The sequence below is a fragment of the Echinicola rosea genome, assembly GCF_005281475.1.
In the GTDB taxonomy this organism is placed as follows: Bacteria; Bacteroidota; Bacteroidia; order Cytophagales; family Cyclobacteriaceae; genus Echinicola; species Echinicola rosea.
Map to the genome: position 1 here is coordinate 4,660,868 of NZ_CP040106.1, position 12,900 is coordinate 4,673,767.

The 12,900-nt window shown below is 43.2% G+C and carries 9 protein-coding genes; all 9 read right to left on the minus strand.

All coding sequences use genetic code 11. From position 1 onward, the window contains the following. Positions 1-3: 3 nt before the first annotated feature. The 9 genes from FDP09_RS18285 to FDP09_RS18325 all read right to left on the minus strand — a co-directional run bounded on the left by FDP09_RS18285 (position 4) and on the right by FDP09_RS18325 (position 12,290). Entirely contained in the window at positions 4-1,338 is a 1,335-nt protein-coding gene (locus tag FDP09_RS18285) for an O-antigen ligase family protein (RefSeq protein ID WP_187328707.1), read from the minus strand. A 105-nt stretch (positions 1,339-1,443) separates the two neighbouring features. Further along, positions 1,444-2,694: a glycosyltransferase gene (locus FDP09_RS18290; protein ID WP_137404039.1), complete on the minus strand. Its 1,251-nt coding sequence runs from the start codon at positions 2,692-2,694 to the stop codon at positions 1,444-1,446. 1 nt (position 2,695) lies between these two features. Next, positions 2,696-3,847 carry a glycosyltransferase family 4 protein gene (locus tag FDP09_RS18295; protein WP_137404040.1) on the minus strand — a complete coding sequence of 384 codons (1,152 nt, stop codon included), beginning with the start codon at positions 3,845-3,847 and terminating at the stop codon, positions 2,696-2,698. Further along, complete coding sequence (locus tag FDP09_RS18300; RefSeq protein WP_137404041.1) at positions 3,847-4,758, minus strand: polysaccharide pyruvyl transferase family protein; 912 nt, start codon at positions 4,756-4,758, stop codon at positions 3,847-3,849. The genes FDP09_RS18295 and FDP09_RS18300 overlap by 1 nt, the downstream gene beginning before the upstream one ends. Before the next feature lie 3 nt (positions 4,759-4,761). After that, positions 4,762-6,312, minus strand: a complete 1,551-nt coding sequence (locus FDP09_RS18305; RefSeq protein ID WP_137404042.1) for an MATE family efflux transporter — start codon at positions 6,310-6,312, stop codon at positions 4,762-4,764. Positions 6,313-6,539: 227 nt separating this feature from the next. After that, entirely contained in the window at positions 6,540-7,541 is a 1,002-nt protein-coding gene (locus FDP09_RS18310; RefSeq protein ID WP_137404043.1) for a mannose-1-phosphate guanylyltransferase, read from the minus strand. Further along, a complete protein-coding gene (locus tag FDP09_RS18315; protein ID WP_137404044.1) occupies positions 7,538-8,482 on the minus strand; it encodes a UDP-glucuronic acid decarboxylase family protein in 945 nt (314 codons plus the stop codon). The genes FDP09_RS18310 and FDP09_RS18315 overlap by 4 nt, the downstream gene beginning before the upstream one ends. 554 nt (positions 8,483-9,036) lie before the next feature. Then, a complete protein-coding gene (locus FDP09_RS18320; protein ID WP_137404045.1) occupies positions 9,037-11,460 on the minus strand; it encodes a GumC family protein in 2,424 nt (807 codons plus the stop codon). 8 nt (positions 11,461-11,468) lie between these two features. Continuing rightward, a complete protein-coding gene (locus tag FDP09_RS18325) occupies positions 11,469-12,290 on the minus strand; it encodes a polysaccharide biosynthesis/export family protein (protein ID WP_137404046.1) in 822 nt (273 codons plus the stop codon). Between the last annotated feature and the right edge of the window lie 610 nt (positions 12,291-12,900).

The window sequence follows — 12,900 nt, forward strand, 5'->3', positions numbered from 1 at the left end:
TGATTAATTGACAAGTTGCTGCGTAAAATCCAGTGGTTGTGGCCTGTAATGGTGTGCCGTCCGATGGTTGTAGACTTTAAAAACATGCACCTGACCGATCAAAAAAGTCAAGGTGATCATTTCCCTCTTGAGGGGAGCCCAACCAAAAAATCCGTAAATGAATATTGAAATAAGAATGCCAATAGTGGCCAAACTAAATATATTCACCACAATGTTCCTTGTCTTTAAGGACTTGGTATGGCTGCTCATTTTGCTTCCAAAAAAACTCAACCACAGCACCATTCCAACCAGTCCTGTTTCCGCGAGCACGATCAGGTGGATATTGTGAATCGGATTGGTGGTGATGAACTCCACCACTGCCAGGTCTTGGGTAACCCGGATAAAATGTCCCATATAATAAACATGGGCGTTAATGCCCACGCCCAGTAATTTGGCCCTGTTCCAAATATCATAGCCCATAAACCAAGACGAAAAGCGGACCTCTATTTGGTTTTCGAAATCACTTGCCAGAAACAGTTCACTCAATGGGCTGAGGTAAAGTATGCCCAAAAACAAAACAAACCCCACAGATGCCAAAACGATGTTTTTGAACGAAAAGAAACTCTTTTTGGAATAAAAGGAAATAAGCACAATTCCAATAATAATGGCACTGGTCACGTAAGTCGTCCTGGAAAACGTGAGCACGATAATAAACACGTTGGCAAAAAAACAATAAAAGGACAGCTGCTTTTTGAAACCATTCAGATAGGAGGACAAGAAGAAAATTGTCGTGATCAAACAAAACAAGGCCAATGTACCCGGGTGACCAAATATCCCTACCGCAGAGGTATATCCTTCACGCTTCAGCGCGTAGTCGATCATGTCTTCACCTTTAAAAAAAGTCAGGGCAGCTTCTATCCCCAGCAACGGATACATGATGACCAACATTGTCTGCAAAACCGTAATCACCATCAGTCCATCAAAAATGCCCTTCAGCACTTCGCCTTGAGTAAAATTGCCTTTGATGTAATTCACCGATAGAAATAACTGCCCTGCATAACAAAGAAAGACCAAAACGGATTTGGGGTAAGGATTCATGGGATTAAAAAATGACAAGATGCTCATCACCAAAACGACCATTTCCCACTTATAATCCCTTAGCTTAAGGACCGCAAAACGCTGGTAACCCAAGAAAAAGCCTATGGGAATCACAAAGGTGGAAAGTGAAATCCAGAGAGAATTCCCAAAAACGCCCAGTCGATCGACCATTGTCCCTTCATAATTGGTCGTGGTCAAGAAGGAATGGAAGGAAGTCCCAAAATCAAAGGCCAACATCAGCACAAAAAAGCTGATCAGCATGTGATTGGATCTTTTTCCTTGCCAATTCAAGTAACCCCATTTTCCTAAGGAATAAACAAGGGTAAATAATAAAACAACTTTATTCATCCAGAGAGTGCTGCTTTCTTAGGTGAGTTGACAATGTCCAGCTGATACGGTTAATTCAGAAAGTGACTTGGCAAATGCGGTGTAATTTTTTTCCGCATTGAAGTTTTCATTGTAAAACTCCCGGACTTGGTCAGCAGAGAAACTTTTTTCCAACACCTCTCCGAAAGCCGCTACCACTTCTTCCAAACTCGGATTGGGCGGCAATAACTTGCCTGTTTCCGTACCTACGATCTCGCCAGTCCCTCCTACTTTGGTGGCCACTATGGGGATGCCAAAGGAAATGGCTTCCATGATGGAAACTGGTATTCCCTCTGTGGAACTGAGGTTGGTAAACAAGTCCACAGGATGACTGGCATAGTAATCATAAATCGCTTCATTCTTCACATACCCCTTGAGGATTACGGTCAAATTTTCAGGAACATCACTTTTTTCCCTAAGATCCTTCCATCCATCTCCATCGCCAAAATGAACCCATTTCACCTTTTGTCCAGGATATTTTTGGGCAAATCGGATCACTGCCATTCTTATGAAATCTACTCTTTTCATCGGAGCCACCCTTGATACCGAGACAATCACCGATGTACCCTCCTTGGATTTTTTTGCCACCTGCTGCTTATCATACACGCCCAATTTGGCCACTTCAATAGCAGGATTGATTCCATAATTGGTCTCGAGAAAATGCTTTCCATCTTCTGAAATGGAATACAGTGCTTGCAGCTTCTCCAAGCAATACTTTCTATATGGCCAGAAAGAACGCACATTTGGCCCAGCTTCATAAATATCAAATCGATGGGCCCTGCTGATCACTGAAGATCGAATTTTCCCTTCTTCCCTCAAGCGTAAAAAAGCATAGGTGGCCTCATTGAACCAATAGGTATATACCACATTGGTATCCTGTGATAATTTGGTATGGTCTCCAAAAAAACGAGCATAGGCACGTCCATTTGATATAAATTTCAACAGCATTCCCAGGTCCTTCAATCCCTTTAGCTTGGAGCGGTGTGCCCAAACAGCCTTTATAAAATCGCTGGAAAACATGGCCTTTGCAGCCCTGGAAATTTTCCTTTGATAAACGGCAGAGAAAGAACAGTCCACTTCCACATTTTCAGGCACCTTTCTGCAGTAACTCCCCATCTCATAAGGATAGATCGTCACCTTATCGTATGACTGTGCGACAAGCTTGATTTCACTTTCCAAAAATGCCTCCGTTTTGTAAAAAGGAAACCGCTTCGTGATCAATATCAATTCGGTTGGCTGGTTTGCTTTCATGTCAAATTGCCTGATATAGTTTTACGAGTTTTGCCGTATTATACAATGCTGTGATCTCCTTTCTCTCCTGAAAGGCCAAACCGTTGGCTGGATCATCAAGAAATGACTTCAGTGCCGTGGTCAGCCCATCCTTCCTGGAGCGATCGTATATCAATCCACTTTCTTGGAAAACCGCTTCGGGAAGTCCCCCGACATTCGAAACAATGACTTTTTTCTCTAATCCAAACGAGGTCATTACTACCCCGCTTTGGGTGGCATCTTTGTAAGGACATACCACTGCCCTGCAATGCCGTACCAACGTGGCGACTTCTTCATTTTCCAAAAATCGATTAATGATCATAACCTGCTCATTGGTTATCAATTCATCCGGAACGGTGAAGTTTGCCTTCCACTTTCCTGCGATGACCAATTTTAGGTCTGGATACATCTTGGAAATCTCCCTAAAACTCCGCAACAGATCTTCCACTCCTTTGTACTGAGAGACCCTTCCAACAAACAGCAGGTAGTTTTCAGGAACCTGAAGGGCCGCATCAGCACTTTGATATTTTGCATAAAAGGTATAAGGCACCAACGAAAGGTTATGAACAGTTTTTTGTTTTCCGTAAATGGATTGAAAGGTATTTTTGGAATGTTCAGAAAACGTGAGAAAGAACGCTGCTCTTGGATACATCAATGTCCTGATCAGCTTTCTCCTCCAATCCTGCTCTCCTGAATGCGGCTTGGGATCATGGACATCGATCACCCATTTCCCACGCTTCACAAAGAGTGGCAGGGCAAACAACTCAATGGAAATATCATCAAAGTGAACCACATCTGGACCGATGGAATTGATCAGTTTGCCCAACTGTCTATTCCTTTTGATCCCTTCCAGTCCCACGCGTTTTTTCGGAAAAAACATAAAATCAACAGACGCACAACCGGATATATAGGATTCAAAAAAAACGGCATCCTTTAATGCCCCCTTGACTTCCTTGAATGAATAGGCATCTTTGCTTTTTTTACAGGGTGCTTCCTTTAGACTGAATATTGTAGAGGATAGTTTTCCTTCAGAAGTAAGCACAAAGACGTGTAGGGATACCCGCTTGCTCAATTCCCTGATATACTCAATGGAAAAATCCAGGAACCATGGATATGTAATGTATGCAACCTTCATCAATAGACCGTCTTATGGAGTTTTTGATTCAGCAGCTCCACCTCGTCTCCCATTCGGGAAAACACCTGATTTGCCCGTTGGTCAGAAGACATATCAAAAGTGATATCTCGTTGGGAGAGGGTTTTCAGTATTTGATCTTTCACCTTGTTCTTCAAGAAAACATTGGCCTCCACACTTCCTCCTGAGAAGCGCTTGATCATGGAATGAAACCTTCCTTTTTTGTACAAAGGGACGTATAATGGATCATGTTGGAAGATCTCCACGGAATTCATCCAATCCGCCCATTTGAATTCGGAAACCCGCTCCCCTTCTGTAAAGGGTGTAGTCAGAACAAATCGCCTCCACGGAATCCTGAATATATCCGCCAAAATAGCTCCGTGCATGGCTTCCGAGATGATGAAGTTGGATGCAGCGATTTCCCGCAAGGTATATTCTATCCCCAAATCTGTGTGGGTAGTGATGTAGTGAATTCCCAGCTCCTTACAAATGCTCTTCCAGTCAAAATAGCTCTCAGACTTAAAATAAGGGATAAAACTAACATTGTACTGCTTCGTCGTATTGCTGATTTTTTGAAATTCCGGGAGCAGTTTGAGGGCATAGGCGGCATCAGAAATGTACTTAAATTCCCTATTGAAATGATTGGAAGAAAGGGGGCCTCTCAGGAACCTGATGTCCCAACTTGCATCCAAAGGAAACTGCTTGTGAATCGGCCTTACTCCTGTGCCAAACACTACTTTTCTTTTATCCTGGGCAGAAATGATGTGTTTGTTTTTTTCATACAAAATCGTGCCTATCCCTAAGAATGCCAGATCATCTGAAGTATCTTCCGGACCAAACAGTTTTGGCCATAACCAGCCGTTGAGATCGTCGCCGAAGTTTCCTTTTTCCGACTTGTAGTACAAATATTCCATAGATCAGTTATTTAAAGCCAGTTCCTTTTTTTTCGTTATTTTTTGCTTGATTTTCATTAGCCCCTTGCTGACGATTTCCTTTTCATCATCACAAAGGCCCCAGAAGTTTATGGCAAAGGCAGTTCCGATGGCTGCCAAAACAATGGTCAGCAAAAACCTAAACTCAAAGTCAAATATATTGATGGACAAGAGACAGGTCCCCACCAAAACCATCAGGGGAACAATTTCCTTTAAGATGACCCTATCCATGTATTGCCGGACCGGAAGTCCCGCCAACCTGTTAAGAAAATACAACCTTAGGCAGCATGCGATAAACTCCACCACGATGTATCCTGCCAAAACCGAATATGCTGCAAAGCCCATTTTCAACAACAGGAAGGCCAAGGGCAAATTCATCAAAAGGACACCGCCGACAGTGGCTTGGTAGGCTTTTATCCGGCCTGTGGCCTGAATGGCGGATTGAAGTCCTATGGTCAGCTGATTGATAATGGATCCTACCAGTACCATTTGGCAGAAAATCGCTGCATAATCAGGGACCTCCTTCAGCCAGACGGAGAGAATATTGTTCATTTCAAATATGAAGGGCACCGCCACAATGCTCAGCAGAAAAAAACCAAACTTGCTGGCGATCATGGCCAGCCTGAGCATCCGCTTCCTGTCACCATTTCCCTCACTTTTCATGATCTGGGGATTGATGGATTTCAGCATGGTAGTCGATAAAAACATTAGCTGCCCACCTACTTGATTGGCAATAGCGTAAGCCGAGTTGATGATCGCCCCAAAAAACAAGTTCAAAATCACCGCTAGTCCTTGTGTCCTGCCCAAACTGCACAATGATCCAAATAAATTCCAACTCGCATAGGCACCCAATTCTTTAAGCAAAGACGATTCGATACCGGTTCTGTTTTTTATTTTACATTCCTGATAAGCCTTCATACAGTACAACGCATACACCATAAAACTGACGCTACTGATTCCTGCCATTAACAATCCATATACCACGAGTTTTTTGCCTACAGTATGGTAAAGAAAAATAGCAATGGCCAATTTTAACAGCACCTCCAAAATATTTACCAAAGCCACATAGACCATATTTTCATGGGCCACCAGTGAACCATTATAGGGAACTGATAAAATGAGGAAAAACACATTGACGATCATGAAATGATAGACCTGCTTCGCTTCCTCCAGCTTGTCCACTGGAATATTGAGAAAACCATCAAAGAGCCAAAGCCCCGCAAACTCCAGCAAAGCCAATAGGACAATACCCAATATCAAGTGAAAGAACAAGCTGTTCCAAAATATCTTCGCCTGCATTACTTTATCTTTTTTGCCCTGATAAAAAGACAAAAAGCGCTGGGTCGAGGTGGCCATAGCATTTTTAAGAAAAGACAGCATGACGATTACTCCTGCGATCAGGTTAAATATCCCATAATCCTCTGCTCCCAATGCATCCAGGACAATCCTGGTCGTAAAAAGTGAAATCCCTACTGAAACGATTATCCTACCGTACAGGATTCCTGTATTAAAAACTACCCTATTTGCTGCATTCATGGATATTGGCTGCTATTTTGTTCGTTATGCTGCGACAGTTGAACCCGCATTATGCACTAGCCTATCTATTGCGACCTGATCCGCCGCGGCGGACAAAATCAATCGCTTCGCTGCTGTTTTCGATTCCACCATCCGCCGCGGCGGATGATTCAATCTCCAAACAGCCTGATTTTCTTGTAGTTTCAGCTCTCATTACGATTCCTAATGCATAAAGCGGGTTGAAACGCTTACCTGACCAGCTCTGGCCGTTCATTCTCCAATCGCTGAAATACCTCTTTCACCTCTTGGGAATTTTCCTTTTTCAGCGCCAACACCGCATCATTGGTAAATATCAAAAGCGTATTGGTAAGGCCGGTAAATTCTATATGGGTATTGGTTCCGATTACCATATTGCCGGATCCATCCAAGTAATGTCCCATTTCCTTAAAGTAATCGTAAATTGCCTCAAACGACCCCATATCGGACCACTCAAAGTCTGCGGACACGACTTTTATCTTCTTTGATCGCTCCATCACTGCATAATCCACAGAAAGTGACGGGATTTGAAGCGACTCTTTTTGGGGGAGGAAGATTTGCTTCTTGAGCATATAGGCAGCGTAAGCTTGGTCAAAAATCTCCGTTTCATACTTTCTCAGCTCCTCCAGAAAAACGCCTGCTTTGAAGCAAAACATGCCCGAATTCCACAAATAACCTCCGTTTTTGAAAAAGTAATTTGCTCTTTCCAGCCCAGGCTTTTCATGGAATTCCTTGACATCTTCTCCCAATGCCTCGATATAGCCATAGCCCGTCTCGGGATGGCTAGGCTTAAGCCCGAATGTGACGATATTTTCCTCTGTAGCCAGCGCAATGGCTCGCTTCACCGCTGCTTCATAAGCGTCTCCCGGAGAGATAAGATGATCCGATGGTGTCACGAAAAGTATATCCTCTTCTTGGCAGTGAAAAGCCGAAAAGGCAATGGCAGCAGCAGTATTCCTTGGGCTGGCCTCCACAAGCTCAGTATAAGGACCAAGATTATCGCCTTCCATGTCCTTTCTGGTCAACTCATAATTATCTTTATTGCCCACCACCAGTATCTCATCAGCATACAGTCGGTTTCTGGCCACCGTCTTTTGAAACAACGTTTTGCCCTCGAAAATCGGCAAATACTGCTTTGGGCGGCTTTTTCTGGAAAGCGGCCATAGCCTACTCCCTACACCACCTGAAAGCACCACATTAACAATCCTGCTCATACGGGCACTTTTAGTATTTTATCAAAATAATTTATGGTCTCGATCAAACCTTCCCGGAGCTTCACTTTAGGTTCCCAGTCCAACTCTTTCTTGGCCATATGGATAATCGGTTGCCGCTGCATAGGGTCATCCTGTGGAAGTGGCAAAAATTTCAGCTGACTGCCGCTTCCCACCAAATCCAATATCTCCTGGGCCAACTCCAACATGGTGAATTCTCCCGGGTTTCCGATATTGACAGGGCCCGTAAATCCTTCTCTGGAATTCATCAGCCGGTACATTCCTTCGATCAAGTCCTCCACATAACAAAAGCTCCGGGTCTGCATCCCATCACCGAAAATGGTAATGTCCTTTCCTTTCAATGCCTGCACAATGAAATTGCTCACTACCCTCCCATCATTGGGGTGCATTCGTGGACCATAGGTGTTAAATATCCGCATGACCTTGATATCCACACCATGCTGTCTGTGGTAGTCAAAAAACAAGGTCTCTGCACAGCGCTTTCCTTCATCGTAACATGCCCTGATCCCTGTGGTATTAACACTTCCTTTGTAGCTTTCTGGTTGAGGATGCAATTCTGGGTCGCCATATACCTCGGATGTGCTGGCCTGAAGGATTCTTACTTTTAGCCGCTTGGCCAGCCCCAGCATATTGATCGCACCGATTACCGAAGTCTTGGCTGTCTGTACAGGATCAAACTGATAGTGAACGGGGCTGGCTGGGCAGGCAAGATTATAAATCTCATCTACTTCCACATACAGTGGAAAGGTGATGTCATGCCGAAGGAATTCAAAATTCTTTTCATCCAGCAGGTGATGGATGTTTGATTTTCTCCCGGTAAAAAGATTGTCCACACAGAGCACTTCATTCCCTTCCTTTAACAGTCTGTCGCAGAGATGGGATCCTAAAAACCCCGAACCTCCTGTCACTAAAATTCTTTTCATCTTTTGCTTCAAATGGTGAATAATTGGTACAGTCTCTTTGTCTTCTGAGGGCTTCCAGTAAGCTAAAGATAGGTCACTATTGCTGGCATCATTGCCACTGGATTACCTGGATCTGATGTGTCGGTTTAAGTACCGGCCGGATACAGCTTCGCCCCGTCAGTCCCATATTTCACGAACTAATTAAAGACAACTATTAGATCTATTATTTATAAATATAATATTAAAAATTACTTTATAAATATGTTTTTTAATATAAAATCACTGTTTAGTAATGAAGTGATTTTATTTGATAATTAAATGAACAAGGGCTTAATGAAGCTTTTTATTATGCTAATAAAAGCCACAATTGGCTGTTGTTTTTCACTAAGCTTCATCATCAAGTCATTCCAGTTTTCCCATTGGTCTTACCGGGGTGTCGTTTCATCAAGGGTGGGTGACACCGCTAAAACGGGCTTAATCAATGACCACAAGCCAAGACCTAAGGGCGCCCCGTCCACTGGACGGGACGCCTGTTAAATCAACTATCAACAATTGTCGAAGGGGTTAGAATGGGCTTATTTCTTACCGACTAGTTTGCCTAGCCAGTTAGTTTCTTCTTCGTTCTCGTGGTATCCATTTGATCCGTAACCGTACCCATAGGCATAACCGTAATGGCCTACTTCAAAATCGACGGCATTTAATATCGAATACATCTTTTTCACGCCTCCTTTTTCTACCAAACCCTTTAAGATTTGGATATTTGTTTTTGGTGAGTAGTGCTGTCTGAACACGTACATGTTGATATCGGCCAACGCAAAAAGTTCCTTCGTTTCTGAAACAAGCCCAACGGGTGCGCAATCCAAGATCAACACATCATAATTTGCCTTGATTTCATCCATCATCTCCTTAAAATACCCTTGGGCCAAAAGCTCCGCTGGGTTTGGCGGTACTGGACCGGATAGGAGAATGTCCAAGTTATCAAAGCCAGATGGCTTGACCGCTTCCTTCCAGGGCATCCCCACACTCAGACAGGTACTCACCCCACGATCATTGATCAACCCAAATTCATCAGCAATCTTCGGCTTTCGAAGATCAAGTCCCACCAAAATGGTCTTTTTGCCCATCATGGCATATACAGAGGCTAAATTGACAGCGCAAAATGTTTTACCTTCCCCGGAGATCGATGAGGTAAAAAGTATGGTCAGTTTTTTAGCCCCAGGGCTCAGGAAGGTCATGTCTGCACGTAAGCTTCTGAAGTTTTCCGAAATAGTGGACTTTGGTTTCCTCATGACCGTCAGGATGTTCCCTTCCTTCGAAGAGCTTTTACCGATCATCCCTATTAGCGGCACCGGAACCTGCTCTTCCAGCTCCTTGGGTTCCTCTATTGTGTTATTGAAAAAGTTTCTAACGAAAATCAGTCCTACTGGAAAGGCCAAGCCTGCAAAAGCGCCCAGGACTAGGTTTAGGAATGTCTTGGGCTCCACTGGTTTCTCTGCCGCCCTGGCCGTATCCAATATGGAGTTTTTTGGAGTATTCGAAGCCAACACAATCTGGGATTCCGCCCTTTTCTGTAGCAAATACAAGTAGATGTTTTCGTTGATCGAAAACTTACGCTGGATCCCCAGCAGGTTTCTCTCTGTCTCCGGGAGCTTGTTGATTTCTAGCTCCACTTGATTGATCCGATTGGCTATTTCTGCCAGTGCACTTTCGGTATTTTTTATGGCTGACTTGGTGTTTTCCAAGACCGACTGCCTGGTGGTTTTGATTTGTGAATCGATTTGCTCTAAAGCCGGAGTGGATGAGCTATACGTGGACTTCAACCTCAATCGCTCTGTCTGAAGCTCGGACAATTTGACAACAAGACTATTTAATAATGGATCGGTGTTGCCAATAATGGAAGGGGCCACCAAGCCTTCTTCAGTTTCGCCCAACAGGTAATCTTCCAAGGTGTGGTAATAATCCAGCTTCAGTTCGATTTCACTCCGCTGTTTTTCGTAATCTTGGAGCCTTTCAAAAATCATCACTCCTTCCTCACTGAGGTTAAACACGTGGTTTTTGGTCCTATATTCCTGAAGTCTGGTTTCAAAATAGCTTAGGGAATCCGTAATCCCATTGAGCTGGTCATCGATAAAACTAATGGTATTGGCAGTGGCTTTATTCTTCTCGCTAAGCTCCCGCTCCAGATAGACACGCATAAGCCTGTTGATGAAATCTTGCCCCAATTTCCTATTTGGTGTCTCCATGCTGATCTGGAGAATGGATGCCAGCTTATTGGTAGGTGCAACGCTTATGGCTTTTTGGTATTTGATCACTTGGGAATGCGTATCTGAAAACTTAAAAAACAGCTTTTCCCCGGGCTTGCCGGCTATATTGTTCACCTGAAATTCGAAATATTCACCCTGTACCTTCTCGCCAAATTTATGTTCTCCTTCCAATCCACTCAACTCTTCCTCCAGCTCCATCTTGAAGAAAGGGTCCTTTGGATTGTAAATATAGAGGGCGTCGTTGTCGATCGATAATTGGTAACTTTCATCGCTGGTCACTTCCAGCGCCAGCATTCCACCTACCAATTGCTCTCTGTTCCAGTTTACCGTAATGTCGAGGGGAATATTACCATATATGCTGTTTTTGGAGAAAACACCCTCTTCAAAATAAGCCACGTTCAGCTTTAACTCCTCCACCACTTGTTCGGTGAGGGCATAAGAGGTAAGTATCCCTATTTCGTTTTCAATATTGTTTTTGGGCTGAAGCAGAGAACTTGCTCCCAGAAAGTCTGCACCAAGATCTTGGGACTCCTCTCCCACCAAGACAGAGCCGTTCACTTTGTAGATTGGGGTCATTATTTTACTGGCAGCATAGGCCAATAGAATCCCCGAAAAAGTGCAGGCCACAATAATCTTCCAGTGCCTAAGGTAATGGCTAAGAATGGTCTTGATGTCCACATCTTCTTCCTGTTGAAGCTCAGGCAGCTGATTTACATGGGTGTTCTTTGCTAACATAGGTTTGGTTAATTAAAAAGGTTAAGCAGTAAGGCCAAAGCTGTAATGGATGAAGTAATCAGTGTCAAGGTCTGGGTGGCATTGACACCTGAACCTATTTCTCTCACTTTCATGGGCTCAGCGTATATCTGATCGTTTGGCTGGATAAAATAGTAGGGAGATTCAATGATGTGCCGATCATTCAAATTGATCCTATGTAGTTTCGTTCCTTCGGGATATTGTCTAATCAGTAATACTTCGTCTCTCTTGGCCACTGTGCTCAAGTCACCCGCCTGGGCGATGGCTTCAAAAATGGTCATTCGGTCTTGCAGCACGACGTACTTTCCAGGATGCCGAAATTCCCCAATGGCCGAAAAGCGGATTCCTCCGAGCTTCACCCGGACATAAAACTCTGAGGATAGAAAACCCTTTAACTTTTCCTGGACTTTTATCCTCACCTCCTCCACTGTAAGGTTCATGACATTTAGCTCTCCAATGATGGGAATGCGCACATTTCCTTTAGCATCGACAGAATACCCCGTCATATAATAAACGTCCCCTCCCGTCTGCGCTATCTGGCCCATCATCATGCTACTTGTGGAAGTGGAATTGCTGCTGTTAAATCCAAATTCTATCAGGTCTTCAGCAGTCATCACCTGGATGTCAATGATATCATTGTACTGCAAACGGTACTCTGGCTGTTCGTAACTAATGAGCTGCTCATCAGGAATCGGTTCTTTCCCCTCTTGGTTTTGGAGGTAAATCACTTTTTTGTTTGGCACACAGGAAAACACTGCGAAACAAACTAACAGTACCAATGGCAATGCATAAGCTCTAAAGGTGGTGGTCATAATAGTTAGTTAAATAAGGCTATGGTTCTTGAATGATTTACTTCAGTCATTCATATATTTTCCCTAATCAAATTTTAGGGCATGGAAGTAAACTACTGTGGTAAATAGGTTATTAGAATGTTCACTTCTACTCGCTTGTTGGGCTTATTGACAGTTGAAATTTGAAACGAATCATCCGAAAAGTGAAATTTTCAAAAACATATGATAGATTTTGTAAACCAAACGTACAGAACGTTCTTTTCAGGTCTAATTGGATACCCTGCTTCACCGATAACCATTAAAAAAATTGCATTTACATCATTTTTCTACCCCTGAACATCACCATTGCCCAAAAAACCCTATCAACACACCGCCACAGATCAATGTTCATTTACAAAAAGCACCCTTTAATATCAATAAAACAATAACTCAAGCATAACACTATCATTTTGGCACTCAATAATTCAAATTATTAAGAAAACAAAAATTTTTTCACCTTATTGCTCATATAATGCCATCCCAAACCCTTGAATGTTTGCTTGCAACAAATAATCAAAGAAAATGAATACTGCCACTAATTAATCGAACAGAGAAAATGGATTTCTATTTTTTTTAAAACCTTTTTAGGTAA